The 25,111-nt window shown below is 70.2% G+C and carries 26 protein-coding genes; 8 read left to right on the top strand and 18 right to left on the bottom strand.

The annotated features are described in order from the left end of the window. Positions 1–6: 6 nt before the first annotated feature. From folK to AC3IF1_RS24200, 16 genes are all read right to left on the bottom strand, one after another. Positions 7–477 carry a 2-amino-4-hydroxy-6-hydroxymethyldihydropteridine diphosphokinase gene (gene folK, locus AC3IF1_RS24275; RefSeq protein ID WP_489219687.1) on the bottom strand — a complete coding sequence of 157 codons (471 nt, stop codon included), beginning with the start codon at positions 475–477 and terminating at the stop codon, positions 7–9. Beyond that, on the bottom strand, positions 474–851 hold the full coding sequence (gene folB / locus AC3IF1_RS24270) for a dihydroneopterin aldolase (protein ID WP_489219686.1): 378 nt from the start codon (positions 849–851) through the stop codon (positions 474–476). The genes folK and folB overlap by 4 nt, the downstream gene beginning before the upstream one ends. A gap of 2 nt (positions 852–853) precedes the next feature. Beyond that, complete coding sequence (folP, locus tag AC3IF1_RS24265) at positions 854–1,630, bottom strand: dihydropteroate synthase (RefSeq protein WP_489220461.1); 777 nt, start codon at positions 1,628–1,630, stop codon at positions 854–856. 156 nt (positions 1,631–1,786) lie between these two features. Continuing rightward, positions 1,787–2,149 (bottom strand): hypothetical protein, encoded by a 363-nt coding sequence (locus tag AC3IF1_RS24260; RefSeq protein ID WP_243966805.1) that lies wholly within the window; start codon positions 2,147–2,149, stop codon positions 1,787–1,789. Continuing rightward, positions 2,130–2,837: a hypothetical protein gene (locus AC3IF1_RS24255; RefSeq protein ID WP_489219684.1), complete on the bottom strand. Its 708-nt coding sequence runs from the start codon at positions 2,835–2,837 to the stop codon at positions 2,130–2,132. Before AC3IF1_RS24255 ends, AC3IF1_RS24260 begins: the two co-directional genes overlap by 20 nt. Continuing rightward, positions 2,834–3,979, bottom strand: a complete 1,146-nt coding sequence (gene pqqE / locus AC3IF1_RS24250; protein ID WP_489219682.1) for a pyrroloquinoline quinone biosynthesis protein PqqE — start codon at positions 3,977–3,979, stop codon at positions 2,834–2,836. Before pqqE ends, AC3IF1_RS24255 begins: the two co-directional genes overlap by 4 nt. Next, entirely contained in the window at positions 3,976–5,061 is a 1,086-nt protein-coding gene (gene pqqC / locus AC3IF1_RS24245; protein ID WP_489219681.1) for a pyrroloquinoline-quinone synthase PqqC, read from the bottom strand. The genes pqqE and pqqC overlap by 4 nt, the downstream gene beginning before the upstream one ends. A gap of 388 nt (positions 5,062–5,449) precedes the next feature. Next, on the bottom strand, positions 5,450–6,349 hold the full coding sequence (pqqB, locus tag AC3IF1_RS24240) for a pyrroloquinoline quinone biosynthesis protein PqqB (RefSeq protein ID WP_489219680.1): 900 nt from the start codon (positions 6,347–6,349) through the stop codon (positions 5,450–5,452). A 33-nt stretch (positions 6,350–6,382) separates the two neighbouring features. Beyond that, complete coding sequence (pqqA, locus tag AC3IF1_RS24235) at positions 6,383–6,472, bottom strand: pyrroloquinoline quinone precursor peptide PqqA (protein ID WP_007564431.1); 90 nt, start codon at positions 6,470–6,472, stop codon at positions 6,383–6,385. Positions 6,473–6,695: 223 nt separating this feature from the next. After that, positions 6,696–7,400: a response regulator transcription factor gene (locus AC3IF1_RS24230; RefSeq protein ID WP_243966810.1), complete on the bottom strand. Its 705-nt coding sequence runs from the start codon at positions 7,398–7,400 to the stop codon at positions 6,696–6,698. Continuing rightward, positions 7,397–9,031 carry a sensor histidine kinase gene (locus AC3IF1_RS24225; RefSeq protein ID WP_243966811.1) on the bottom strand — a complete coding sequence of 545 codons (1,635 nt, stop codon included), beginning with the start codon at positions 9,029–9,031 and terminating at the stop codon, positions 7,397–7,399. Before AC3IF1_RS24225 ends, AC3IF1_RS24230 begins: the two co-directional genes overlap by 4 nt. A 66-nt stretch (positions 9,032–9,097) precedes the next feature. After that, a complete protein-coding gene (locus AC3IF1_RS24220; RefSeq protein ID WP_489219679.1) occupies positions 9,098–9,304 on the bottom strand; it encodes a hypothetical protein in 207 nt (68 codons plus the stop codon). Positions 9,305–9,387: 83 nt separating this feature from the next. Next, positions 9,388–10,182, bottom strand: coding sequence for a formylmethanofuran dehydrogenase subunit C (locus AC3IF1_RS24215; RefSeq protein ID WP_489219678.1), 795 nt, complete (start codon positions 10,180–10,182; stop codon positions 9,388–9,390). Between the two features lie 3 nt (positions 10,183–10,185). Next, complete coding sequence (gene fhcD / locus AC3IF1_RS24210; protein ID WP_489219677.1) at positions 10,186–11,133, bottom strand: formylmethanofuran--tetrahydromethanopterin N-formyltransferase; 948 nt, start codon at positions 11,131–11,133, stop codon at positions 10,186–10,188. Positions 11,134–11,337: 204 nt separating this feature from the next. Further along, entirely contained in the window at positions 11,338–12,984 is a 1,647-nt protein-coding gene (locus AC3IF1_RS24205) for a formylmethanofuran dehydrogenase subunit A (RefSeq protein ID WP_489219676.1), read from the bottom strand. Then, entirely contained in the window at positions 12,978–14,048 is a 1,071-nt protein-coding gene (locus AC3IF1_RS24200; RefSeq protein ID WP_489219675.1) for a formyltransferase, read from the bottom strand. Before AC3IF1_RS24200 ends, AC3IF1_RS24205 begins: the two co-directional genes overlap by 7 nt. Positions 14,049–14,360: 312 nt before the next feature. Here AC3IF1_RS24200 and AC3IF1_RS24195 point away from each other — a divergent pair, with 312 nt between their 5' ends. The 7 genes from AC3IF1_RS24195 (at position 14,361) to fae (ending at position 21,269) form a co-directional block, all read left to right on the top strand. Next, a complete protein-coding gene (locus AC3IF1_RS24195; RefSeq protein ID WP_489219674.1) occupies positions 14,361–15,338 on the top strand; it encodes a beta-ribofuranosylaminobenzene 5'-phosphate synthase family protein in 978 nt (325 codons plus the stop codon). 85 nt (positions 15,339–15,423) lie between these two features. Further along, on the top strand, positions 15,424–16,317 hold the full coding sequence (locus AC3IF1_RS24190) for an NAD(P)-dependent methylenetetrahydromethanopterin dehydrogenase (protein WP_489219673.1): 894 nt from the start codon (positions 15,424–15,426) through the stop codon (positions 16,315–16,317). Between the two features lie 10 nt (positions 16,318–16,327). Further along, positions 16,328–17,476: an ATP-grasp domain-containing protein gene (locus AC3IF1_RS24185; protein WP_489219672.1), complete on the top strand. Its 1,149-nt coding sequence runs from the start codon at positions 16,328–16,330 to the stop codon at positions 17,474–17,476. Beyond that, complete coding sequence (gene mch / locus AC3IF1_RS24180) at positions 17,476–18,450, top strand: methenyltetrahydromethanopterin cyclohydrolase (protein ID WP_489219671.1); 975 nt, start codon at positions 17,476–17,478, stop codon at positions 18,448–18,450. The genes AC3IF1_RS24185 and mch overlap by 1 nt, the downstream gene beginning before the upstream one ends. A gap of 330 nt (positions 18,451–18,780) precedes the next feature. Then, on the top strand, positions 18,781–19,689 hold the full coding sequence (locus tag AC3IF1_RS24175) for an ATP-grasp domain-containing protein (RefSeq protein ID WP_489219669.1): 909 nt from the start codon (positions 18,781–18,783) through the stop codon (positions 19,687–19,689). After that, on the top strand, positions 19,686–20,519 hold the full coding sequence (locus AC3IF1_RS24170; RefSeq protein ID WP_489219668.1) for a triphosphoribosyl-dephospho-CoA synthase: 834 nt from the start codon (positions 19,686–19,688) through the stop codon (positions 20,517–20,519). Before AC3IF1_RS24175 ends, AC3IF1_RS24170 begins: the two co-directional genes overlap by 4 nt. Positions 20,520–20,756: 237 nt before the next feature. Beyond that, the gene (gene fae / locus AC3IF1_RS24165; RefSeq protein WP_243966825.1) at positions 20,757–21,269 is read left to right on the top strand and encodes a 5,6,7,8-tetrahydromethanopterin hydro-lyase; all 513 of its coding nucleotides are present in this window, start codon (positions 20,757–20,759) and stop codon (positions 21,267–21,269) included. A gap of 538 nt (positions 21,270–21,807) precedes the next feature. Here fae and groL read toward each other — a convergent pair. Then, a complete protein-coding gene (groL, locus tag AC3IF1_RS24160; protein WP_489219666.1) occupies positions 21,808–23,451 on the bottom strand; it encodes a chaperonin GroEL in 1,644 nt (547 codons plus the stop codon). 71 nt (positions 23,452–23,522) lie between these two features. After that, positions 23,523–23,813, bottom strand: a complete 291-nt coding sequence (gene groES, locus AC3IF1_RS24155; protein WP_243973424.1) for a co-chaperone GroES — start codon at positions 23,811–23,813, stop codon at positions 23,523–23,525. Positions 23,814–24,022: 209 nt separating this feature from the next. Between groES and AC3IF1_RS24150 the strand changes: the two genes are divergently transcribed. Beyond that, a complete protein-coding gene (locus AC3IF1_RS24150; RefSeq protein WP_243973425.1) occupies positions 24,023–25,009 on the top strand; it encodes a CorA family divalent cation transporter in 987 nt (328 codons plus the stop codon). The last annotated feature ends 102 nt before the right edge of the window (positions 25,010–25,111 follow it).

Raw genomic sequence — 25,111 nt, 5'->3', positions numbered from 1 at the left:
GCCGGCTCACACGCGTTCGATCCCGGTGCGGTCGAGCTTGGCCAGCGCCTCACCGACACGTTCCCCACCGATGACGAGATCCGGGGCGATCTCCACCAGCGGAACCAGCACGAAGGCCCGCTCGCGCACGTGTCGATGCGGCAGGACGAGGCGTGCGTCGTCGATGGCAGCGCCCTCGTAGGCCAGGACGTCGATGTCGATCACCCGCGGTCCCCAGCGTTCCTCGCGCACGCGCCCCAGGTCATGCTCCACCCTCAGGCAGGCATCAAGTACGCCGTGCGGGTCGAGGTCGGTGTCCACGGCCACCGCTCCGTTGAGGAACCAGGGCTGATCGGTCTTGCCCCAGGGCGGCGTCCGGTAATCGGCCGACCGGGCCAGGACGCGGATGCCGGGTGTCGCCGCGAGGCCCTCCACGGCCCGGTCGAGCATCGCGGCCATGTCGCCGATATTGCTGCCGATTCCGAGATAAGCCCTCATCCGCGCCCTCCGCGCCGGCGAACGATCTCGATGCTCACGCCCTCCAGGATCGCGGGGACCGGTGCGCTCGGCTTGTCGATGCGCACGGTGATCGCCTCCACGCGCGTAAATCGTTCGAGGATCGTAGCCGCGATGGTCTCCGCGAGGGCCTCGATCAGATTGAAGCGCCGCTCGGTGGCGATCTCGACCGCGACCTGCGTCAGATCGGCGTAGCTCACCGTGCCGGCGACATCGTCGGAACGCCCCGCCGCGCCGAGGTCGAGACCCGCTTCCAGGGAGATGTAGAAGCGCTGCCCGAGCACCGCCTCCTCGGGCAGCACGCCGTGCCGGCCGAAGACGGCAATCCGGGTGACGCGAATGAGATCGCCCGCCATCCTCAATGCGCCTCCGGCCGCATCACGGCATCGACGACGCGCATGGCGTCCACATGGGCCGCCACGTCGTGGACCCGCACGATATCGGCGCCCAGCGTCGCGGCGAGGGCGTGGGCCGCAAGGGAGCCTGTGAGCCGGTCCGCCGTCCGGGTGTCGCGGTCGTGCAGGCGGCCGAGGAGCGACTTGCGGGAGACGCCGACCAGGACGGGAAATCCCAGGGCGCGAATCTCCGGCAGCCGCCTCAGCGCTTCGAGATGCTGCGCCCAGGTCTTGCCGAAGCCGACACCCGGATCGAGCACGATGTCGGAATCGGCGATGCCGGCGCGGTGCGCGATGGTCAACGATCGCTCGAAGAAGGCTAGCATGTCGGCGACGATGTCGAGATCCGCCTCGATCGTATCCCGGTTGTGCATGATCACCACCGGCGCGCCGTGCGCCGCCGCCACGGCGGCGATATCGGGCTCGCGCTGGAGGCCCCAGACGTCGTTGACGATCCGGGCACCGGCCTCAAGCGCCAGCCGGGCCGTGGATGCCTTGTAGGTGTCGATGGAGATCGGCACCGCCAGCCGGGGGGCCAGGGCGCGGATCACCGGCAGGACACGCGCCTGCTCCTCCTCGGCCGGGACTGGAACGTGACCGGGCCGGGTGGATTCGCCACCAATGTCGAGGATCGCCGCCCCCTCGGAGACCAGCCGCTCGGCCTGGGTCGCCGCGGCGGTCTCACCGGCGAACAAGCCGCCATCGGAGAAGGAGTCGGGTGTGACATTGAGAATGCCCATGACCAGCGTCCGCCCGCCAAGGGCGGGCAGCAGGTCGGACAGGCCGGAGGAGGGGGGCACGGTGCGGGTCCCGTTCACGAGCGCGGTTCGGGAGCCGGTGTGCGCGAATCGCGAGGCCGGCGCAACGCCGACCTCCCATCGTACCTCGACCGCGTCTCAGCCGTGGTAGCAGCGAATCTCGGCCTCGGCCTGAGCGCGCCGGAGGTCCGCGACCCGGTCGTCGAAGACCTTGGTCGATTTGAACTCGTTGGCGCGGTTGCCGATGCCCTGGCGCATGGACAGGATGGTGCTCGCCTGGACGTACTTGTCGTAGGGCAGGATCGCGGCCAGCTGATCGAGCGAGCAGGAGCATTTCTGCAGGCTGTCGCGGGTCTGCCCGTTGGCTGCCATGCAGCCGAACACGTAGTCGACCCGGGCGTCGGTGGGATAATCGTTGTCCTCGGCGGCCCAGCCGGCCAGGCCCGACAGGGTCAGGGCGAGGGCGGCCAGCGCGCCGCGTTCAGCCAGCCTTCTGATCATAGCTCAGCTTCTCCTCAAGCAGTTCGCCGCCGTCCGGGTTCTTCGACGAGGCCTCGATCGAGACGATCTCGCCCGGGACCGACGGGACGGTCACGAAGGTATAGGTCATGTCGTCCATGCCGCGCATGCGCTGCGCCATCCCGTCGCCCGTGAAGGGCTTCGTGACCACGCGCCAGCCGTCGACCTCTCGACCGCCGACGCTCACCTTCGTGGGCGTCACGGTCGCGTTGTCGCGCAGACCCTTGCGGATCGCGAGCTTCAGGTAGCGCGGGTTCGCCTCCAGGACCTTGGCCAGCGCCCGCAGGTGGTTCTCCAGGAACAGCGACACCACCGGATTGCCGGTCATGTCCTCGAAGGGGCCGGCCGGAACGCGGTTCAGGCCGGAGAACATCGTGACGCCGATATCCCGGGCCTCCGGACTCTTCCCGGGCTCGACCTTCAGCGTCACCGTGTCCTGCAACGGCTGCCCGAACGGCCCCCCCGCGATGCCGGAGCGGCGCAGGTAATCGTAGGTGATCGTCGAGCCCGGCGCCGCGTTCTTCATCTGCGGCTGGTCGAACAGCAGATCCGCGGCAGCGGGCACCCCCGCATTGGCCTGGGTGACGGTCGCGGGTTTCGGCGCGTCCTCGGCAGACGCCGGCAGCGCGGCCAGCACCAGCGCCAGGGCGCTCGTGGCAAAGACTCTCACGGGTGCACATCCTCCTCGAACGGCGACCGGACGTTGCTGCCGATCGTCCGATAGACGTAATCCGGCGGATTCTCGGCCGCCTCCTCGGTGGCCAGCGCCCGCACCTTGGCGTGGAGTGGGGAGAGCGAGCAGGCCGGATCGGTGGCCGCGGCATCGCCGGCCAGCGCCAGTGCCTGACAGCGGCAGCCGCCCCAATCCTTCTCCCGCCGGTCGCAGGAGCGGCAGGGCTCCTGCATCCAGTCGGTGCCGCGATAGGCCGTGAAGGCCGGCGAGTCGCGCCAGATCTCGCCGAGCGAACGGTCGGTGACGTTCCAGAACTCCAGGCCCGGGATCGTCTCGGCGGCGTGGCAGGGCAGGACCTTGCCCTGGGGCGTAACGTTCATCAGCTTGCGGCCCCAGCCGCCCGCACAGGCCTTCGGGTATTTCGCGTAATAGTCGGGCACGACGAGATCGATGACGAGCTGGCCCTTCAGCCGCTCCCTCGCCGCCTCGACGATGCGGATCGACTCGTCCACCTGCGCCTTGTCGGGCATCAGGGCTGCGCGGTTGACGTAGGCCCAGCCGTAATACTGCGTGTGCGCCACTTCGAGGCGCTTAGCGCCCATCCTGACGGCGAGGTCGATGAAGCCCGTTACCTCGTGGATGTTGCCGCGGTGGATCACGGAGTTCAGCGTCAGCGGCAACCCCAGTTCCACCACCTTGGCGGCGAACGCGAACTTCTGGGGCTGCGCGTTCTTCAGGCCGCCGATCCGCTCGGCATTCTGCGCATCGACGCCCTGGACCGAGAGCTGCACGTGATCGAGGCCGACATCGTACAGCGCCTGCAGCTTGGACAGGGCCCCGCCGACCCCGGAGGTGATCAGGTTCGAGTACAGGCCCAGATCGGCGCAGGTCTTGGTGATCTCGACGATGTCGTTGCGCGCCGTCGGCTCGCCGCCGGACAGGTGGACGTGGAGGATCCCGAGGCCCGACGCCTCGGTGAGGACGCGCTGCCACGTAGCCGTATCGAGCTCGCCGGAGCGGCGGTCGAGCTCCAGCGGGTTGGAGCAATAGGGGCAGCGCAGCGGGCAGCGATGGGTCAGCTCCGCGAGCAGACCCACCGGTGCGGGCAGGTCGGGCCGGTTCGGCGTCAGCGCGTTCATCGCTCCAGCACCCGTTTCTCGGCCAGGCCGTCGAGCATCACCAGGATGTCGGCCTCGATGGCCCGCGGGTCGGCCGCGTAGGTGTTGCTCAGCTCGTCCGCGATGGCCGCCACGGTGCGGCTGCCGTCGACGAGCTTCAGCACCGCCACGGCGTTGTCGTCGAGGTCGAAGGTGCGCTCGGGGGCGAGCAGGACGTACTTGCCACGGGTCTCATCGTGGCGCAGGCGCACGCCGCGGGGCAGGCGCGGACGGTCCTCGGCCGCCATCTTACGGATCCCGCCTCCTGCCCCGGCCGGAGCAACCTCGGCGACGAGGCCGGTGCCGGGGGTCCAGGCATCCGGGGGGATCATCCCGGGGGCGACATAGGCGAAGTACAGGGCGTCGAGCTGCGTCCAGAGGACGTTGCACTTGAAGGTCAGCGCCTCCATCGCCTGGCGCTGCAGCTCCGGCGTGGTCGCGTGCCGCTTGACGTAATCGAGTGCGAAGTCGGCATCCCGCGGCGCCTGGGTGAGGCGCTTGTCGAAATAGGCCAGCGTGTCCTTGGTGATGAAGTTGTAGTTCTTCAGCATCCCGGCCACGCGCTCGGAGATGATCGTCGGCGAGAACATCTCGGTCAGCGACGAGGCGATCGCCTCTAAGAGGCTCTTCTCGGCGACGAAGTGGACGTAGGCCTCCACCGAGAACTTGGTCGCCGAGAGAATGCCGCGCGTCGACAGGACGTAGTCCCGATCGAAGCCGACTCCCTCGGCGAGCTTCAGCCAGCGCTCGATGCCGCCATCGCCTTCATGGTCGCCGTCATGGTCGACGATGCGCTGCCGCCAGATCCGCCGCAGCGACGCGTCGGTCATCCGGGCGAGGACGGCGGCATCCTTCACCGGGATCATCGCCTGGTAATAGTATCGGTTCAGCGCCCAGGCCCGGACCTGATCCTTCGACAGCTTGCCGTCGTGCAGCAGCCGGTGGAACGGATGCAGGATGTGGTAGCGACGCGCGCCGATGTCGCGCAGGGCCGCTTCCAGCTCCTCGGGGCTGAGGAGACGCTGGCTCTCGGCGGCATCGGGGGTTGGGAAGACTGCGTTCATGGCGTTTCCGGCGTCCGTTCTCGGCTCGCGTTTCCTGTATCCCGATCCCGCCCTCATGTGCGGGGCGAATGTCCTGGCTACAGGACGATATAGTGCCGGCAACCGGCGCGCCCAACCTTCGGTCCCCGCCGAGATCACGCTTCCCGCCACAGACGCCTGCGGCACAGGGCGCATGGAGCTCATCATCCCGGTTTGTGCCCGACCCTCGCGTTCTCGGTCGAATGGCGAGCCCGGCAACCGGGCTCCAGATCACACCCTCATCTGAGGTATCGGAACGTGGGGCAGGCCGCGAAAGAACCCTCTTTCGCGGCCCGCTGACGCCGACGCCTCAGGGTGAGGGTGCCTCAGGCAAATCACGGGTCGCAACCGTGTCCACCGAATGGCCGCCCTACAGCGACAAGCTCAGGCCGTCATGGGCCACCGTCCAGCCTGCCGCCTCCACGTCCTTGCGCTCCGGGGATCCCTCGACCAGCACCGGATTGGTGTTGTTGATGTGCACGAAGATGCGCCGCCCGATCTCGACCTGTGCCAGCGCGTCGATGGCACCGTTCTCGTCGCGCATCGGCACGTGCCCCATGCGCCACCCGGTCTTCGTGCCAACCCCGGCCCGGATCATATCGTCGTCGTGCAGCACGGTGCCGTCGAACAGCAGGGCGTCGACGCCGGCGATGCGCGCGCGCAATCCGTCCGTCACCCGGGCACAGCCGGGGATGTAGGCGAGGCGGCGCCCGCCCGCCTCGATCAGGGCGCCGACCGTGGTCTCGGTCTCGGCGCCGATCTCCATGGTCTCGTCCTCGAGCCACAGCGGCACCTTGCCGGGAACCGGGAAGAGCGTCACCGACAGCCCGAGCAGGGGCTCGAAGGGCTCGTCCATGCCGATTGCCCGCCGGGCGACCACGCCCTCGGCCATCACGTCGAAGACGCGGTTGGCGTTCACCGAGTCGAGGATGCCGTTGGTGGCGTAGAGCGTGTAGGGCTGGCCCTCGCGCAGGGTCAGAAGGCCCGCGACGTGGTCGACGTCGCCATTCGTCAGGAGGACGGCCCGGATCGGCGAGTGGCGCAGACCCTCGCGCGGGTGCATGTCCGGATTGTCGAAGAGTTGCTGCCGGATATCCGGCGAGGCGTTGATCAGCAGCCAATCCGACCCGTCCGCGGAGACCGCGATGCTTGACTGGGTCCGGGGCCGCACCCGGTCCGGCTCGGACCGCGCCAATGTGCAGATGGGGCAGCGGCAATTCCACTGAGGAAGGCCGCCGCCGGCCGCGGAACCGAGGATCACGACGCGCATGGTGCGGCTCCCGAGATCCCCGGCCCGTGAAACTCAGTTAAAGGTGTCGATCTCGGCCGACTCGTAGCTCGTCACTTCCATGCCGACGCAGATCTCGGACACGACGGGGGCAGCCCACTTCATGGTGTTTCTCCTTGGCGTTATCCTCACCGAGTGTCCGGCGAATCCTAAGAGGACCCTAAGACACTGATGGCGCTCTCGTTTCCGGCGCGGCACCGGTATCGGCGATTCAGGCGTCCGCTTCAAGCACGAAGTTGCCGGATCCTCCCAAATTTTTCGTGAGACACTTCCGAAACACCCGGAAACCCGCAGGAAACCCTGCCAATTAGGACCTAAGTACAGTCGCTCATTGACGGAAGTCAGGTCCACGCAGTTCGAGCATGAACCCCTTGCTGCGGACGGTGACCAATCCGGGGCCGCCGTAGCGGACGAAATCGGCCATCTTCGAGCGCAGATAGCCGATATAGACGTCGACCACGTTGAGGGAGAGGCCGCCCTGGCTGGCCCAGAGCCGGTCGAAGATCTCCGCCCTGGACACGGGCTTGCCGATGCTCGCCATCAGCATGGCCAGGAGGTCGGCCTCGCGGGGGGTGAGGCGGGCGCTGGCCTCGCCGCAGATCGCCTGCCGGGTGTCGAGGTCGAGCATCAGCTTGCCCGCGACGATGCGTGAGCGCGGCGCCTCCGCCTGCTCGCGCCGCATCAGATGCGTGCGCAGGCGCGCCACCAGCTCGTCGAACTCGAACGGCTTGACGATGTAGTCGTCGGCGCCGAGCGCCAGCCCCTCGGCGCGGTCCCGGATCTCGTCCCGGGCGGAGAGGAACAGGATCGCCCCGGGAAAGCCCCCCTCCCGCAGGGATCGGCAGACATCGTGGCCCGACCCGTCGGGCAGGTTGATGTCGAGGAGGATCGCTCCGGGGGCGGGATCGTGCGCCGCCTTCAGCGCCTCGTCGACGCAGGCCGCGGTCCCGACCTCGAAACCCTCCGCCTCCAGGCCGCGGGCCAGGAGGCCGCGGATGTCGATGTCATCCTCGACGATCAGGATCCGCGTCATGCGGCCGGCTCCCTCACCTGCGCGTCGCCGGCCGCGTCCCCGGCCGTGCCCGCCTCCCATGCCGGATCGAGCGCCGGAATGTCCAGGGTGACGCGGGCGCCGCGCCCGTCGGGACCGCCCCCCAGCCGGATCGTGCCGCCATGCTGCTCGACGATCCAGCGCGCCAGGGCGAGGCCGATGCCGAAGCCGGTCTCATCGGGGCTCGGCCCCTTGCCGCGCCGGAAGCGCTCGAACAGCTCGGCCTCGGTGGCACCCAGGCCGGGCCCGTCATCGGTCACGGTGATCCGTCCGACCGGGCCGGGTCCCGCCGCGAGGGCGACCACGACCCGGGTCCGTCCGGTTGCGTGGCGCAGGGCATTGTCCACGAGACTCTCCACCGTCTGGCGGATCCATTCGCGGTCGGCCAGGCATTCCACGTCCCGATCCCCGGGATCGAGGGCCAGCGCCACGCGCCGCCGGGCGGCCTCGGAGGCCATGTTGTCCACCGCCTCCGACAGCACCAGGGCGAGCCCGAGCGGGCGCTTGTCGAAGGCGATCTCGCCGGTCTCCGAGCGGGCGACGCGCAGCAAGTCCTCGACGCGCAGCTTCAGGCGCTGCGCACGCTTCTTGATCGTGGCGAAGACCGGCCCGGGATCGGCACCGCGGGTGGCGCCACGCAGGGCGAGGTCGCACTCGCCCAGGATGACGGTGAGCGGCGTGCGCAATTCGTGGCTGACATCGGCGAAAAAGCGCCGCCGCGACTGGTCGACCGCCTCGAGGCGGGCATTGGCGGCGCGCAGGTCCGCGGTCCGGGCCGCCACCGTATCCTCCAGCGCCGCCCGATCGGCCACGACCCGCGATTCCCGCCGGGCGAGCCGCGCCGCCATGCGGTTGACGTTGGTCATCAGCAGGCCGAGCTCGTCCCGGGTGGCCACGGACAGGCGGGTGTCGAGGGCGCCGTGCCCGATGGCGCTCGCCGCCCGGCGGACCTCCTCGATCCGGGCCAGGGTCGGCCGGGTGACGCCGCGATAGAGGATCGCCAGCAGGACCAGGGCTGCCATCACCGCAGCCGCGGCAGCCAGGCGCAGGCGCTCGGAGAGGGCCCGGGCCTGCTCGGAGCCGAGCGCCATGCTGCGCCGCTCCGCCTCGATCAGGAACGACAGGGGCTGACCCGTCATGGCGCCGAAGCCATTGAGCGCCCCCTTGATCGAATCCTGGCGCTTCTCGGAATCGGATTGGCGGCTGATCAAGGCGACCTGACGGTCCAGGACGGCGCGGGCCGCGCGCAGCTGCGCCATCGGGCGCGTCCGCGCGGCGTATTGCATCCGGTCGGCCGGATCGTCGCTCGGCGGGAAACTCGTCGCCAGGGCCTCGTCGACGGTCCTGAGGGCGCGGTCGGCGTTGTCGCGGGCGATGGCCATCGCCTCGGGCTGGCCGTCGGGATTGCCCACGGTCTCCACGGCCGCGAGGCCGAACTGTGTGAGGCGGCCGGACAATTCGGCCAGCAGTTCCAGCCGGCGCTGGGCCGCGAGGGTCCGATCGACCGTGCGCTCGGCCGCACCGATCGCCGTCAGCGCCGCGGCGGCGGCCAGCACGACCACGATGGCGGTGCCGCCCAGCAGCAGCGCGAAGCGGACCTTCAGCGAGCGCATGGTTCCGGTCCCGCTCTCATGGCGCGGGCGAGCATGTCACCCCCCGGCCGGGGAACCAAGGCGCCGTCACAGGTCCTTCGGCACGCTGCCCTTGGCGGCGCAGCGCCAGCGCTCGACGTGCCATTCGGGATGCGACGCCTGCCACGTCGCCAGTGCGCTCTGCGAGTTGCGCAGGCACACGAAGGGGCTCGAAGCCTCGAAGGACATCTCGATCCGGTCCTCGCGGCAGGTCGAGGGCTGGGCGACGAGGCAGACCGACAGCAGCAGCAGCATGGGCGTGTCCCGCAATGCCGGCCTCGTACGGGCCGGCTTGCGGGGGAGCATAAAGCGCGTTCACGCCCCTTGCCCAGGCGGCGTCAGGCCGCGACCCAGATCTCACCCTTTGCGATGGTGGCGAGGTCGCCCGAGTAGCGCCGCAGGGGCCGGCCGAGGAGCGCAGCGTGTTCCGGGCTGAGACCGCGCAGGGCCGTCGCCAGCAGGCGCAGGAACACGAGATCGTGCGCGCCGGTCTCCACGAAGGTCTGCGCCATCCGCCCATGCGCGCCGACCACCAGCGTGCCGCGGCGCATGCCGAGACCCGGGTGATCGCCGACGGCGAGCGCCGCCAGGGTGCCGGCGATCATGCGCGAGCCCGCGAAGGCGCCGGCGCGGCCGGCCACGATCGTCCCGCGCCGCATCCGGTCGCCGAGATGCGCCCCCGCAGTGCCGCGGATGATCAGCGTCGCCCCGTCGAGCCCCGCCTTGGCCGCGTAGACCGCGCCGCCCGCATAGTCGCCGGCATCGCCCTCTACCGTGATCGTGCCGCCGGTGGCGCCGGAGGCCGCGTAGGGGCCGGCATGGCCGGTGACCGTCAGGCTGCCGCCGGCCATGCCCGCGCCGAGGCGCTGGCCGACATCGCCGGTCACCCGGATCGTACCCGCGGACAGGGATGCGCCGACCCGGTCCAGGCGCTCGTGACCGCCCTCGATGGTCAGGCTGTCGGAGCCGTCGAGGGCGACCGCGAAGCAGTCGCCGAGGCGCACGCCGGTCCGGGTGGTCCCGACCTCCAGGCGCTCGGCCTCGCCCTGAGAGAGGCCCCGCAGGGCGAGCGGATTGATGTTGAGAAAGTCGAGCCGCTCGGGCGGCTCCGCACGCAGGGTGAGGGTGCTCACGGCTCAGCCCTCCGACTTGGAATCGTCGCGCGCGATCATGTCGCGCAGGTGATAGTGGTGGCGGCCGAGATTGCCGCCGTAATTGCCAGCCGTCACGGCGACCAGCCCGTGCCGGCCGCCGATCTCGGTCGCCGCGTGCAGGCCGGCCCGCATCGAATCGGACACGCCCTGCGAGGTCAGGGCGTCGATCACGATCTCCAGCACCACGCCGCATTCCGCGGGGAGCGCCGAGCCGGCACGGCCCTTCAGGGTCGGGCAATAGGCGTCATTGGTCGAGGCCATCATGCCTTTGGTCCGCCCACCGACCTTCGAACCCGAGCGCACGATCCCTCCGGGGAAGGGCAGGATCGCCCCGGGCACCGCCTTGGCGGCCTCCACGGCGATCTCGGCCACCTTGAGCGTCTCGGCATGGGTCCGGCCGAGGAACAGCAGGTTGCCGCCGCCGACCGCACCGTCCACGGCGCGGACGGAATCCTCGCACAGGAACTCGCCGTCCATCACCGGGATGCGCCAGTAGCGCCGCGCCTTGCCGGAGGCGTCCGGCAGGCGCTTGGCCACCGCGAACCCGTCGCCGAAATAGCGGATGGCGCCGCCGAGCTTGATCTTGGTCGGACCCTCGACGCCCGCGTAGCAGGCCGTGCCGGGACAAGTCAGGATGCACTGGCCGACCCGCTTGATCAGTTGCTCCTTCAGGCCGTTCGGCTCGAAGCCGAACAGCAGGATGCGCACGCCCGGACGGCCGTCCGGAGTCTCCTCGGGGGACAGCTCGGCGTCGATCCCCGCCTCGGCGCCGCAGCCGATCACCGACGTGGCGAAGCCGGTCATGGTGGTCGCGGCGATCATCGCCCACTTCGCGGTGTCGTTGGTGACGACGATGGCGGTGCCGGCCACGTCGAACGCCTCCGCGAAGGTATCGACGACCGGAATGCCGTTGAGGGAGAGGTCAGACATTGTTTGTGGACTTCCGCGACGGCCCTGGCCCTCCCCCCTCTGCGGGGGAGGGTGGCCCCTGCGTCAGCAGGGGTCGGGAGAGGGGAACCCGGCTTCCGGAGAGGTCGAGCCACGAGCAGAAACCCGCAGTGCGGCGCTGCCCCTCTCCCCCTCTGCTACGCAGGGTACCCTCCCCCGCAAAGGGGGGAGGGAAGGTTGCGTTCATCAAACCCGGCATGGCACCGCCTCGAAGGTCTCCGTGCCCTCGCCGAACGCCGCGTCCGGCACGGCGAAGCTGTCGAGACCCGCGCCGAACCGCTCCGTCAGATAGGCATCGGCGCGCGTCGCCATGGCCCGGTCCGACTCGACGGCCAGCGACAGGGTGCGGCCCGCACGCCACTCCACCACCTCGCCGTCCTCGACGATCGGCACGCCATCCTTGAGGACGAGCTTCGCGGCCGTGAACATGGCGGTGCGGTCGGTGTCGTCCCGGTAGACCGCGACGTCCGCCCGGGCGCCGGCCCGCAGGTGCCCGCGGTCGGCGAGCCCCAGAAGCTTGGCCGGTCCGGACCGGGTCAGCTGCGCGATCTCCGAGAGCGTGTACTCGCGCTCGAGGCCGGGCAGGCTCGAGCGCTCACCCACGACACCGGGCAGGGTCGCGATCTCGCGGTCACGCTCCGACTTGTCCATCAGCAGGTGAATGATCCGCGGGTACTGGGTGAACGGCCCGCCGTTCGGGTGGTCCGTGGTCAGGATCGTCCGCTCTGGGTCCGTGGAGAGCAACATGATTTCCAGGCCGATCGCCCATTGCAGCGAGCTTGTCGGACCCCGGGGTCTGTAGAGGAACGGCACCACGCCGCCGCCCTCCGCATCGCCGGCGTTCAGCACCCACTTCTTCGGCTTCGCACCCTTCCGCCCGGCGAACTGCCGCAGGATGTCGAGGGACACGGTCACGGTCTGGCCGAACACGATCTGCCCGATATCGAGGGTGGCGTTCGGATTGTCGGTGATCGCCTGCGCGATCCGCTCGGCCGCCGACCGGAACCCGCCGGTCCCCGGATTGGCCGGATCGACGGCGCCGTAGGCGTAGAACTGGGCGTGGGCGAAGTGGATGCGCCGGCCTTCCGCCGCATCGAGGGTCGCCATGAAGCTGTCGTCCGCCCCGGGCAGGCCCAGGTTGTTGCAGTGGACGTGAAGCGGGTGCGGGACGCCGATCTCCTCGACCGCGTCGAGGAGCGAGCCCATGATCTGCCGCGTCGAGAGGCCGTAGCAAGGGATCTCGTCGTCCAGCGACAGGCGCAGCGCCCCGTCCTTGAAGGCCGACGCCCCGCCCGCGTTGATGCACTTCACCCCGAGGCCGCGCGACTGCGCGACCGAGAGCGCCACGAGGTCGCGCACGGCATTCCCACCCTGGCGCTCGCGGAGCAGCTGGAGGAGCTGGTCGTCGTTGCCCATCACCGTGAGGGCGCCGCGGTCGAGCAGCGGGATGTCGGCGAGCTCGAGCTGGGTCCCGAGCGCATGGGTCGGCGGCATCGCGGGCTCGACGGCCGTCGTGTAGCCCATCCGCGCGTAGGTGGAGCCGATCCAGGCCGCCGCCCCGCCCGCATGGGCGAAGGGATGTCCCTCGGGCGCCGCCTCACTCACGTAGAGGTCCGGCAACAGCAGCCGCGAGGTGATCACGTTGCCGCCGGCGATATGCGAATGCACCTCGACGCCACCGGCCATCACCACGCAGCCGGCCGCGTCGATCACCGCGTCGGGCGCGCGGCTCTGCGGGTCGACGACGTGTCCGTCCTCGATCCAGACGTCACCGACGGAATCGCGGGACGCGGTCGGATCGACGACGCGCCCGCCCCGGATCACGCTCAGCATGCGGGTTCACTCCTCGATGCCGCGTGACCCGCGGCGAGACGCTCCGTGAGGGCGCCCAGCACCGACGCGGCCGACGGCACATCCGACGGCGCCGAGGCCGGCCAGAAGGTCAGCGCGGCGCGCTGCTCGTTCCACAGCACGCCGCCATGGTCGCGGCCAGGTTGGCCGACCGAAATCACCACCTCTGCGGCCTGCGCCTCGGCCTCCGCCACCAGGGCTACGGACGGGACCACCGACAGCCAATCCGGCCGCGCCACCGGCACGGCGGCGAGCCAGAGGACGGCATCGGCCTCACCGGCGGCGACCTGCCGTGCGGCGTCGAACCGCCAGGGATCGTGCTCGGGCACGCGGCGTCCGAAACCGCTGCGCGGCGCCTGGCCGGTCAGCCATGCCGAGACCGGCACCACGGCCCGGTCCTGCCCGACGCCGCCGACGGCGAGGGTGAAGCAGCGCGTGGTCTCGCTCAACGCCATGGCGAGGCCCTGGAGCATCTCGATACCGGCCTCGCCGAGTTCGGCGGGGTCGTAGAGCAGGACGCCGTACTGGGCGGCGGCGAGCCGGGCGGCGATCTGGCCCGGCAGCGCGTCGCCGGCGAGATGGTCGCGGGCATAGGCGCGCAGTACGCCGACGGCCTCAGGCAGGCCACCCTCGGCCGGCCAGGCCAGCGACGCGGTGGCGTTCGCGCCGAGCGCGAGGAACGCGCGCTCCGATCCGGCGGCGCGGCCACGCGTCGGCGTGGCGTCGATCAGACGCTCGAGAAGCGACGCCTGCCAGGGCGCGGCGCCGACCACCAGCACCACGTCGGCGCGTCCGACGGCCTCGGCGGGGGTCGTGGTCAGGGCGCCGACCCGGCTCAGAGCGCCGAGCTCGGCGTAGGTCCCGAACGATCCGGCGGTGTCGACGGAGGCGCCGATGCGCCCCGCGAGATCGTAAGCCGCACGGATCGCGGCGACATCGGCGCTGAGGCCGGCGATCACCGGCGCGCGCGCTTTGGCGAGCAGGGCTGCGGCCGCCTCGATGGCGGTGTCCGCGCCCGTCGCGCCACCCTTCACCCAGGCTGCCATGCTCCCTCTCGCAACGTTCTTGCTTGGTTTCGGAGCGGGCGACGGCCGTAAGACCGGACGAAGCGGGTCCACCTCAGGACGAGGGTTACCCACCGAATCGGAATGGCGCGTCCGCCCGGCAGGTCCGGGCAGGCGGCAAGCTCGGCGCGCCGTCGCGGGCCTAGGTTTGCATTCATCCGCGCACCGCGGCAAGGGGGTCGAGTCATTCGACCTCGCCGTTCCCGTTGCCCCGGCGCCGCGCCGCGTGTGAAAAGCGCGCCGATCATGCGGCCTGCCGGCGGGATTCGAGGGCCGGGATTCGAGGGTATTGTGTTGGGCGGGGTCCCCGAACGGAACAGGCTGGCGGCGGACGGCGCCGTGCGGGTCGAGGCACCGGCCCGCCTGCATTTCGGCTTCCTGGACCTGCACGGAGGCCTGGGCCGCCGCTTCGGCAGCATCGGGCTTGCCATCGACGCGCCCGCCCTCGCGCTGACCGCCCGCAGGTCCGCGCATCTGGCGGTGGAGGGTCCCGAGGCCGAGCGTGTGCGCGGCTACGCCCGGGCCGCCGCCGCCCATCTCGGGCGCGGCGCGGATGTGGCGATCACGGTCGAGCGGGTCATCCCGGCCCATGCCGGTTTCGGCTCCGGCACGCAGCTCGCCCTGTCGGTCGCGGCCGCGATGGCGCGCCTGACCGGCGAGCCCTTCGCGCCAGAGACCTTCGCGGCGACCCTGGACCGGGGCAACCGGTCCGGCGTCGGGCTCTGCGCCTTCACGGAAGGCGGCCTGATCGTCGACGGCGGTCGCGGGGCGGACGGGGGCCCGCCTCCGGTGATCGCGCGGCTCGCCTATCCGGACGCCTGGCGGATCGTCCTCATCCTCGATCCGAGCATGTCCGGCGTGCACGGCACCCGCGAGGTCGAGGCGTTCCGCAACCTGCCGCGATTCCCGGAAGCCCAGGCGGCGGAGATCTGCCGGATCGCGCTGATGCAGATCCTGCCCGCCTTGGCTCTGGCCGAGCCGCAGGGCTTCGGCGCGGGGATCACGCGGATCCAGGACCTGATCGGCGATCACTTCGCCCCGCACCAGGGCGGCCGCTATGCCAGCGCCGCGGTGGCGCAGGCCCTGTCCAGCGTAGCCGCGCAGGGTGTCCCGGGCTACGGCCAGTCCTCCTGGGGGCCCACGGGCTTCGCGCTGGTTCCGTCCGAGGCCGAGGCCCGCGCCCTGGTGGCGAGCCTCGACCGGGGTGGTCCGTTGCGATTCATCATCGCCCGGGGCCGCAACAGCGGCGCTTCGGTGACCGGACCGCGCTGAGCCCCCAGCCCGGACTTGACCCGGGGGGCCGCTCCGGGTTTGGACGGTGCGCAGGCACATCCGTCGCAAGCCGAACGAGGATTCCATGGCCCGCTCGATCCTCCACATGCTGACGCCGCTCCGGCACATGAGCCCGTTCGACGTGAACATGGCCGTGGATGCCGGATTCGAGACGGTGGTGACCTACACGGAGGTCAGCCTCGCCGACGTGGTCTCGCTCACGCAGGATTCGATCTTCTCGCGCGCTCCGGCCGACGGCACCCGCACGGGCATCTTCATCGGCGGCAAGAACGCCGAGGACGCCCTCGACATGGTCGACCGCGCCAAGAAGGCCTTCGTGCCGCCCTTCGTCAACCATGTCTTCGCCGACCCGGCGGGCTCGTTCACCACCGGCGCCGCCATGGTGGCCCAGGTCTCCCGCGCCCTGCGGCAGCGATTCAACACGGATCTCACCGGCAAGCGCATCGTGATCTTCGGCGGGGCCGGCGTGGTCGCCTATGTCGCCGCGGTGATCGGCGCCCTGCAGGGGGCCACGACCGTCCTCGTCGGCCACGACGGCGAGGAGCGCGTCTCGAAGATCGCCTTCACCATGAAGTGGCGCTTCGGCATCGAGGTCGGCGCCGTCGACGGCACGACCCCGGACGATCGCCGCGCCGCGATCCGCGACGCCGACGTGATCCTGTCGGCCGGCCCGGCGGGCATCCCGATCCTCACGGCGGAGGATCTCGAGTCGGCGCCGAAGCTCCTCGTCGCGTCGGACGTGAACGCCGTGCCCCCCGCGGGGATCGCGGGGATCGACGTCAACGCCGTGGACGTACCGCTGCCCACCGGCAAGGGCGTGGGCATCGGGGCGCTCGCGGTGGGCAACGTCAAGTATCAGACGCAGCGGCGCCTGTTCGACCGGATGCTCGCCGCCGACACGCCGCTCTGCCTCGACTTCCGCGACGCCTACAGCCTCGCCGTCGAGATCGCCGGCTAGCCCGACCCGGATGGCGGAGGCGATCCTGATCGCCGCCCAGGCCGGGCGCGCCCTGGCCGAGGCGGCCCGGCGCGCCGGGCTGCGCCCCTACGTGGCGGACCTGTTCGGCGATTCCGACACGCTGGCCCTTGCTGAAGGCTACCGGCCACTGCCGGGCCGGTTCGGCGCGGCGCCCGCCGCCGGGGCGACGCTGGCGGCGATCGGGGCCCTCGCGGAGGCCGCGCCCCGTCCGATCGGCCTCGTGCTCGGCAGCGGCTTCGAGGACGCGCCCGGCCTGATCGAGCGTCTTGCCCGGCGGCATCGGCTGATCGGAGCCGGAGCCGGCACCGTGGCGGCGCTCAAGGATCCCTTCGCCTTCGCGGCCCTGTGCGAACGCCTCGGCGTACCGCACCCGGCTGTGCGCCGGGAGCCGCCGCCGGAGCCGGGCGCCTGGTTGCTCAAGCGGGCGGGCGGCAGCGGCGGGAGCCACATCCGCCCGGCCCCCCGGTCGCCGGCGCCGGACGGACACTATCTCCAGGCCCGCGTCCCGGGCCGGCCCCACGCCCTGAACTTCCTGGCCGATGGCCGCACGATCCGGATCCTCGCCGTCACCGAGCAATGGTGCGCCCCCACGCCGATCCGGCCCTATCGCTACGGCGGCGCACTCGTCCGGGGCGCCGGGGAGCCTCCAGCGCTCCCGACCGAGATGGTGGGGGCGATCGCAGCGGGCATCGCGCGGATCGTCGCCGCGACCGGGCTGAAGGGGCTCGGCAGCGGCGACGTGCTGGTCGATGGGTCGGACTGGTGGCTCACCGAGATCAATCCCCGCCCCGGGGCGACGCTCGACATCCTCGACCGAAGCGCGACGCCGCTGCTGGCCGCCCATATCGCGGCCTGTCTCGGCGCGATGCCGGATCCCGGCCCGCAGCCGGCGGGTGCAGCGGCCGCGCAGATCTGTTACGCCGATCGGGAGCTTGCGCCTGTCCCGCTCCTCGCTTGGCCGGACTACGCGCGCGACCGCCCGTGCCCCGGCTCGGCGGTCCGCCGCGACGCGCCGCTCTGCACGGTGCTGGCCGAAGGCGCGGACCGGGCGGAGGTGCTCGCCCTGTTGGAGACGCGAACGGCGCGCCTGCGGGCCGTCCACGCGGCGAAGAAAACACATCCCGAGGAAGCCCTGTGATGAGTGCCAGCCAATCCTATCCCAGCGTCAACGCGCTCTCGGCGCCGCTGATCGAGCGGTTCGTGGCCGACGCCGCAACCCTGCGTCTTTCCGTGTCGCAGGCGGCCGGGGGCGCCCGCATGGTTGATGCCGGCGCGCAGGCGAGGGGGTCGATCGAGGCCGGGCGGCGCATCGCCGAAATCTGCCTCGGCGGCCTCGGCACCGTGACCATCGCCCCGAGCGGGCCGATCGCCTCCTGGCCGTACTCGGTGACGGTGCATGCCGCCGATCCGGTGCTCGCCTGCCTCGGAAGCCAGTATGCGGGCTGGAGCCTCGCCGACGAGGGGGGTGACTCCGGATTCTTCGCCCTGGGCTCGGGCCCGGGCCGGGCGGTGGCGGCCGTCGAGGACCTGTACCAGGAACTCGGCTACCGCGACTCCGCCACCCGGACGGCCCTGGTGCTCGAGGCGGCCGGCGGGCCGCCCGACAGCGTCGTCGCCAAGGTCGCCGAGGCGTCCGGCCTGCGGCCCGAGGACCTGACCTTCATCTTCGCCCCGACCCAGAGCCTCGCCGGCTCGACCCAGGTGGTTGCCCGGGTGCTGGAGGTGGCGCTCCACAAGGCCCACACGGTCGGCTTCGACCTGCACGCCATCGTGGACGGGATCGGCTCGGCACCGCTCTCGCCGCCGCATCCGGACTTCATCAAGGCGATGGGCCGGACCAACGACGCGATCATCTACGGCGGCCGCGTCCAGCTGTTCGTGGACGCGGACGACGCGGACGCCCGCCAGCTCGCCGAGCAGCTGCCGTCCACGACCTCGAGCGATCACGGCGCCCCCTTCGCCGAGATCTTCGGCCGGGTGAACGGCGACTTCTACAAGATCGACGGCGCCCTGTTCTCGCCGGCCGAGGCGATCGTCACGTCGATCCGCTCCGGCGCCACCTATCGCGGCGGGCGCCTGGAGCCGACGCTGGTGGATGCGTCCTTCACCTGAGGCGCCTTGCGCGCCGCCTCCCGATTCGGGGCGGCGCGAGAGGGGGCACGGCCACCGCGGCCCGTCTCCCTAACCCCCTGCGGACTATGGGACTTACGCATCGGGACCGCCCGGCATCAAGCCATTGACACACAGCGCATTTTTCCTCCCCGCAAGGGGAGGAAAGCGCGGTGCGCCTGTCAGAAGGCAAGGCTTGCGCGGATCGGACCTGCCTATGAAATGCGCCCACCCGACCTGGGTCCACTCCCTCCGGCAGAGAGGACCCGCGCGCGGCAACCCCGCCGGGCCCACCCCTGCAAACCAGTCTCTCCCGTGACGATCAGGCCCCCCATGCGCATCGGGCTCGCCGCCGATAACGGCACCTGGCACAAGAACCGGCTGCTGGCGGCCCTGCAGGCGCAGGGTGTCGAACCGGTTCTGTTCTCGCTCGCCGACGTGGCCATCGTCACCGGTCGCGGCGAGCCGCTCCGGGTCCCGGGTTTCCCCGACGCGCTTCCGGATGGCGTGCTGATGCGCACGATCGCGGGGGGCACCTTCGAGGCGACAACCATGCGCCTCGGCGTCCTCCATGCCCTCGTCGCGGCGGGCGTCACCGTCTGGAACGCCCCCACCGCCATCGAGCGCTCCGTGGACAAGGCGGCCACCTCGCTGCTCATCGCCCGGGCCGGCCTGCCGACACCCGCCACTTGGGTGTTCTCGAAGCGCGAGGCCGCCGCCGCCCTGGTCGCCGCCGAGGCCCGGCCGGGGGCGCCGCTCGTCCTCAAGCCGCTGTTCGGCTCGCAGGGGGAGGGGCTCGCCCTGATCGAGCGACCGGAGGATCTCCCCGACGAGGAGGCGGTGGCGCGGGTCTATTACCTGCAGCGCTACATGCCGCGCCGGGACGGCCTGTGGCGCGATTACCGGGTGTTCGTCTGCGACGGCCGGGCGGTCGCCGGCATGATCCGCGAGGGCGACGGCTGGATCACCAACGTCCACAGGGGGGGGCGGCCGCTGCCCTGGGCGTTGCCGCGCTCCGCCGCCGAGCTTGCGGAGGCGGCGGCCGGCGCGGTCGGGGTGGCCTATTCCGGAATCGACCTCGTCGAGGACGGGGAGGGCGGTTTTTCGATCCTGGAGGTGAATTCCATGCCGGCCTGGTCGGGGCTGCAGACCGTCTGCGAGACCGACATCGCCGCCGCAATCGTCCGCGGGTTCCTCGCCGCCGTCCGCAGCGCCAGCCGTCCGCGGCGCGTGGTGGCATGACCCGGCTCGATCCGGCGCTGATCGGGACGGTCTACCGGGCCGCTTGCCGCGCCGAACTCGACGCCCTCAAGCCCGGCAACGTCCACGCCTTCGCGGCGGGGCACCGCATGGTGGTGACCGATTTCGTCACCAGCGCCGAGGTCTCCGCACCGGCTCTGGCACAGGCCGGGGCCGGAGTCGGCGCACGGGTCCGCGCCGGAATCGCCGCGACGATGGCGGCGGTCGGACAGAACACCAATCTCGGCATCCTGCTGCTCTGCGCTCCGCTGGCGGCGGCGGCGGAGCGCGGGCAGACGCTCGGGGCGGTCCTGGACGCCCTCGACCGCGCCGATTCCGAAGCGGTCTTCGCCGCGATTCGGATCGCCAATCCCGGCGGCCTCGGCCGGGCCGCCCGGCACGATGTCGCCGCCGCCCCGCCCGATGCGCTCCGCGACGCGATGCAGGAGGCCGCCGACCGGGACCGGATCGCCCGGGCCTACGTCACCGGCTTCGCGGATATCCCGGCGATCGGCTTGCCGGCTCTCGCCGAGGCGCGGCGGCGGGGGCTCGATCCGTCCTGGTGCACGACCGCCGTGCATCTCGCCTACCTCACGGCGGTGCCGGACAGCCACGTGGCCCGCAAGGCCGGTGCCGATGCCGCCGAGGATCTTCGCCGGGAGGTCGCGGAAGCCACGCGCGGGATCGATCTCGCCAGGGCGCCGGCCGGACCGCTCCTCGCCCTCGACGCGTCGATGAAGGCGCGCGGCCTCAACCCGGGCACGAGCGCGGATTTCACGGTGGCGACGCTGTTCTGGGACGCGCTCGCGACGGCCGGGGCGGCGTTGGCCTGAGTCGCGCCCCCGTTCCGGTGGTGCCCCGGGCGGAGCAATAGAAATTCCGTCGCGGCAGGGCCTTGCGGGTTGTGAGCCGCAGGGTCGCGCTGTAGGGTCCGGCGCGCTGTCCGGCCCAACCGGCTCGGCCCAACCGGCACGGCCGGAGGATCGGGCGCCGATAACAAGGATGGCTTCCCGGCCGCTGGCATCGTCCGGCGCCGCGGCCCTATTTCGGAATCCAGGGAGAGACACCGAATGGCGAAGATCACCAAGGTTCAGGTTGGCGAAGCCCTCGTCGGCGACGGCAACGAAGTCGCTCACATCGACCTGATCATCGGACCGCGCGGCTCGCCCGCCGAGACGGCTTTCTGCAACGGCCTCGTGAACAACAAGCACGGCTTCACCAGCCTGCTCGCGGTCATCGCGCCGAACCTGCCGTGCAAGCCCAACACCCTGATGTTCAACAAGGTCACCATCAACGACGCCCGTCAGGCCGTCCAGATGTTCGGCCCGGCCCAGCACGGCGTCGCGAAGGCCGTGCAGGACGCGGTCGCCGAGGGCATCATCCCCGCCGATGAGGCCGACGACCTGTTCATCCTGGTCGGCGTGTTCATCCACTGGGAGGCGGCCGACGACGCCAAGATCCAGAAGTACAACTACGAGGCGACCAAGCTGTCGATCCAGCGCGCCGTCAACGGCGAGCCGAAGGCCGCGACGGTCACCGAGCAGCGCAACTCGGCGCAGCATCCCTTCGCCGCCAACGCTTAGATCGGGGACGGTCCTGGGCAGATTGAGCCGCCGCCCGCACCGCGGGGCCTGCTCCAGCGACTGGCCTCGATCTTCTTAGGCCGATAGGAACCACCACCGACGGGACGGCGCGAGCCGTCCCGTTTTTTTGTGTTTTGGTGAGGTGGTCCAGACGCCGCGGTCGCGCGGGCGCGAGTTTTCGCACGACGCTGTCGAGATCATTTCGGAACTGCAACGCGCGTCTCCTGCCCCCCATGCCGGGAGGGTAGCCCCAGCGTCAGCAGGAATTCGGAGAGGGAAGTGACGCGTCTGGACAGATCGCGCTGGGATTCGACGCCCGCAGCATGCCGCTGCCGTCTCTGCAGGATCTCACCCAAACGGCGAGGTGGACGGGCTTAGACATGGCGGTTGGCTGCATCCGGCTCCTCTGTATGCCCATCACAGGCGCCGAATATGAAATTTGGACGGTGTCTCCCGCAACGCTTGGATCTCGATACAACAAAAGAAAAGGGGCCGCCTCTCGGCGACCCCCTTCCTCATCTCTACGGGTGATGTGGACTTAGAAGTCCATGCCGCCCATGCCGCCGCCGCCCGGCATCGCGGGGGCGCCGCCATCCTTCTTCGGGGCGTCGGCGACCATGGCTTCGGTGGTCACCAGCAGGCCAGCGACCGAAGCCGCGTCCTGCAGGGCGGTGCGCACGACCTTTGCCGGGTCGACGATGCCGGCCTGGATCATGTCGACGTACTCTTCGGTCTGGGCGTTGAAGCCGTAGGTCTCCGAGGAGGTGTTGTCGGTGATCTTGCCGACCACGATCGAACCTTCGACGCCCGCGTTCTGGGCGATCTGGCGCAGGGGGGCTTCGAGGGCCTTGAGGACGATCTTGATGCCGGCCTGGACGTCCGGAATCTCGCTCTTCAGCTCAGCGACCGCCTTCTTGGCGCGCAGCAGTGCGGTGCCGCCGCCGGGGACGATGCCTTCCTCGACCGCCGCGCGGGTGGCGTTGAGGGCGTCGTCGACGCGGTCCTTCTTCTCCTTGACCTCGACCTCGGTCGCGCCGCCGACGCGGATCACCGCGACGCCGCCCGCGAGCTTGGCCAGACGCTCCTGCAGCTTCTCCCGGTCGTAGTCCGAGGTGGTCTCCTCGATCTGCGCCTTGATCTGGCTGATGCGGCCCTCGATGTCGGACTTCTCGCCGACGCCGTCGATGATCGTGGTGTTCTCCTTCTCGATCCGCACGCGCTTGGCGCGGCCGAGCATCGGAAGCGTCACGTTCTCGAGCTTGATCCCGAGATCCTCGGCGATCATCTGGCCCTTGGTCAGGATCGCGATGTCCTCGAGCATCGCCTTGCGGCGGTCACCGAAGCCCGGCGCCTTCACGGCCGCGACCTTGAGGCCACCGCGCAGCTTATTGACCACGAGGGTGGCCAGCGCCTCGCCCTCGATGTCCTCGGCGATGATCAGCAGCGGCTTGCCGGTCTGGACCACGGCCTCGAGCACCGGCAGCATCGCCTGGAGCGACGACAGCTTCTTCTCGTGGATGAGGATGTAGGGGTCTTCCAGCTCGGCGACCATCTTCTCCGCGTTGGTGATGAAGTATGGGGAGAGATAGCCACGGTCGAACTGCATGCCCTCGACGACGTCGAGTTCGGTCTCGGCGGTCTTGGCTTCCTCGACGGTGATGACGCCCTCGTTGCCCACCTTCTGCATGGCGTGGGCGATCATCTCGCCGATCTCCTTGTCGCCGTTGGCGGAGATCGTGCCGACCTGGGCGACCTCGTCGGAGGTCGAGACCTTCTTGGCGCGGGCGATGATGTCCTTCACCGCGGCGGCGGTGGCGAGGTCGATGCCGCGCTTCAGGTCCATCGGGTTGATGCCGGCGGCGACGTACTTGGCGCCCTCGCGGACGATGGCCTGAGCCAGCACGGTGGCGGTGGTGGTGCCGTCACCCGCGATGTCGTTGGTCTTAGAGGCCACTTCGCGCACCATCTGGGCGCCCATGTTCTCGAACTTGTCGGCGAGCTCGATCTCCTTGGCGACCGTCACACCGTCCTTGGTGATGCGCGGGGCGCCGAAGCTCTTCTCGATCACGACGTTGCGGCCCTTGGGGCCGAGCGTCACCTTCACCGCGTCGGCGAGGATGTCGACGCCGCGAAGCATCTTGTCGCGGGCGTCGGCGGAGAAACGAACGTCTTTCGCTGCCATGGTTTGCCTCTTGTCGTTAGGTTGAACCCCAAGGCCGGAGCGGCCTCAAAGGGTCGGGACGGGTGATCCGATCAGAGGGCGACGACGCCCATGATGTCGGATTCCTTCATGATCAGGAGGTCCTGACCGTCGATCTTGACCTCGGTGCCGGACCACTTGCCAAACAGGACGCGGTCGCCCTTCTTGACGTCCAGCGGGTTGATGCGGCCGGTCTCGTCGCGGGCGCCGGGGCCGACGGCGACGATCTCGCCCTCTTGCGGCTTCTCCTTGGCGGTGTCCGGGATGATGATGCCGCCCTTGGTCTTCTCCTCGCTCTCGATGCGACGGACGACCACGCGGTCGTGCAGCGGACGGAAGTTCATGAGCTGCCCTCTTGCTTCAGGTCTGAAGTTGGCGTTGATGCGGCCGCGAGGCCGCGTCCAAACCCGACTGTTAGCACTCTGTCTCGGCGAGTGCCAAAGACCGCGGTGAGGTAGGCTCGGCGGCGTGTCGTGTCAAGACGGTCGCACCCCCGCGCGACGGCGTGATGGCGGGGCGGCCGCCCGTTCTTCCAGATGGATCCCATGCGCCGATGCTGAGCCTGCACGGACCCGAAGGCCCGCTGGCGATCGAGCCCGGCGGGCGCATTCCGGACGGGGCCGTCTGGCTCGACATGAACGATCCGACCCCGGAGGAGGCCGCCGCCGTGGAAGCGTCGACCGGGCTGCGCGTCCCGTCGCGGGCGGCTCTGGCGGAGGTCGAGAATTCGAGCCGCCTGCGCCGGGTGAAGGGCGGGCTCTCCCTCTCGACACCGATGATTACCTTCGAACGCAGCGACTCGCAGCTGAAGCCGCTGGGCCTCATGCTGACGAAGGACCACCTGGTCACCATCCGCTTCCACGAGTTGCGCAGCTTCGCCTCCGCGGCGAAGCGGATCGCCGAGGGTGACGGCAGCGTGACGCCGAGCGAGGTCTTCCTGGTCGTGCTGGAAGAGCTCGTCGACAACCTCGCGGACGCGCTGGAGGACATGGCGACGGAACTCGACACGCTCTCGTCGCGGATCTTCGATTTCGATGTCCGCGGCCCCGAGCGGCGCCGCTTGGAAAGCCCGCCACCGCGGCGCCGCGATCTGGCGCTGCGCCGGATCCTGCACGGGATCAGCCGCCGCGGGAAAGCGTTGGGGAAGATTCGCGCCAGCCTCCTCGGACTGGAGCGGATCGTCCCGTTCGTTTCAGCCGCCTGTGACGGGCTGGGCCTTCCCGAGGATGGCCGCTTCGAGACGATCAAACGGGATATCGAGTCCCTCGACGAGTTCGAGACGCGGCTGGCAGAAAACGTTCAATTTCTGCTCGACGCGGCATTGGGTCTTATCAACATCGAGCAGAACAATGTCTTCCGGGTACTGACCGTCGTCTCGGTGGTCGGCGTGCCCCCGACCCTGATCGCGTCGATGTACGGCATGAATTTCAAGCACATGCCGGAATTGGACTGGACCTACGGCTACCCCTACGCCCTGGCCCTCATTCTCGTGAGCGCGCTCGCGCCGATCATATATTTTCGGATGCGGGGCTGGTTTTGATACTATAATTTTCGAGATGTTTTTATTATTTGCTATCGATAATACTGAAGTAATGGCTCTATATAATACTGTTTTCGATTGATATCAGCACCGTATTATAGA

The organism is Methylobacterium sp. E-012 (assembly GCF_057836545.1).
This window is presented reverse-complemented; position numbering and strand designations above follow the sequence as displayed.

Excerpts from the sequence above, each read along its gene's own strand:
- folK (WP_489219687.1), bottom strand. The coding sequence starts at position 477 with ATGAGGGCTTATCTCGGAATCGGCAGCAATATCGGCGACATGGCCGCG.
- folB (WP_489219686.1), bottom strand. The coding sequence starts at position 851 with ATGGCGGGCGATCTCATTCGCGTCACCCGGATTGCCGTCTTCGGCCGG.
- folP (WP_489220461.1), bottom strand. The coding sequence starts at position 1,630 with ATGGGCATTCTCAATGTCACACCCGACTCCTTCTCCGATGGCGGCTTG.
- AC3IF1_RS24260 (WP_243966805.1), bottom strand. The coding sequence starts at position 2,149 with ATGATCAGAAGGCTGGCTGAACGCGGCGCGCTGGCCGCCCTCGCCCTG.
- pqqE (WP_489219682.1), bottom strand. The coding sequence starts at position 3,979 with ATGAACGCGCTGACGCCGAACCGGCCCGACCTGCCCGCACCGGTGGGT.
- pqqC (WP_489219681.1), bottom strand. The coding sequence starts at position 5,061 with ATGAACGCAGTCTTCCCAACCCCCGATGCCGCCGAGAGCCAGCGTCTC.
- pqqB (WP_489219680.1), bottom strand. The coding sequence starts at position 6,349 with ATGCGCGTCGTGATCCTCGGTTCCGCGGCCGGCGGCGGCCTTCCTCAG.
- pqqA (WP_007564431.1), bottom strand. The coding sequence starts at position 6,472 with ATGAAGTGGGCTGCCCCCGTCGTGTCCGAGATCTGCGTCGGCATGGAA.
- AC3IF1_RS24230 (WP_243966810.1), bottom strand. The coding sequence starts at position 7,400 with ATGACGCGGATCCTGATCGTCGAGGATGACATCGACATCCGCGGCCTC.
- AC3IF1_RS24225 (WP_243966811.1), bottom strand. The coding sequence starts at position 9,031 with ATGCGCTCGCTGAAGGTCCGCTTCGCGCTGCTGCTGGGCGGCACCGCC.
- AC3IF1_RS24220 (WP_489219679.1), bottom strand. The coding sequence starts at position 9,304 with ATGCTGCTGCTGCTGTCGGTCTGCCTCGTCGCCCAGCCCTCGACCTGC.
- fhcD (WP_489219677.1), bottom strand. The coding sequence starts at position 11,133 with ATGTCTGACCTCTCCCTCAACGGCATTCCGGTCGTCGATACCTTCGCG.
- AC3IF1_RS24205 (WP_489219676.1), bottom strand. The coding sequence starts at position 12,984 with ATGCTGAGCGTGATCCGGGGCGGGCGCGTCGTCGATCCGACCGCGTCC.
- AC3IF1_RS24200 (WP_489219675.1), bottom strand. The coding sequence starts at position 14,048 with ATGGCAGCCTGGGTGAAGGGTGGCGCGACGGGCGCGGACACCGCCATC.
- AC3IF1_RS24190 (WP_489219673.1), top strand. The coding sequence starts at position 15,424 with ATGGCCCGCTCGATCCTCCACATGCTGACGCCGCTCCGGCACATGAGC.
- AC3IF1_RS24185 (WP_489219672.1), top strand. The coding sequence starts at position 16,328 with ATGGCGGAGGCGATCCTGATCGCCGCCCAGGCCGGGCGCGCCCTGGCC.
- mch (WP_489219671.1), top strand. The coding sequence starts at position 17,476 with ATGAGTGCCAGCCAATCCTATCCCAGCGTCAACGCGCTCTCGGCGCCG.
- AC3IF1_RS24175 (WP_489219669.1), top strand. The coding sequence starts at position 18,781 with ATGCGCATCGGGCTCGCCGCCGATAACGGCACCTGGCACAAGAACCGG.
- AC3IF1_RS24170 (WP_489219668.1), top strand. The coding sequence starts at position 19,686 with ATGACCCGGCTCGATCCGGCGCTGATCGGGACGGTCTACCGGGCCGCT.
- fae (WP_243966825.1), top strand. The coding sequence starts at position 20,757 with ATGGCGAAGATCACCAAGGTTCAGGTTGGCGAAGCCCTCGTCGGCGAC.
- groL (WP_489219666.1), bottom strand. The coding sequence starts at position 23,451 with ATGGCAGCGAAAGACGTTCGTTTCTCCGCCGACGCCCGCGACAAGATG.
- groES (WP_243973424.1), bottom strand. The coding sequence starts at position 23,813 with ATGAACTTCCGTCCGCTGCACGACCGCGTGGTCGTCCGTCGCATCGAG.
- AC3IF1_RS24150 (WP_243973425.1), top strand. The coding sequence starts at position 24,023 with ATGCTGAGCCTGCACGGACCCGAAGGCCCGCTGGCGATCGAGCCCGGC.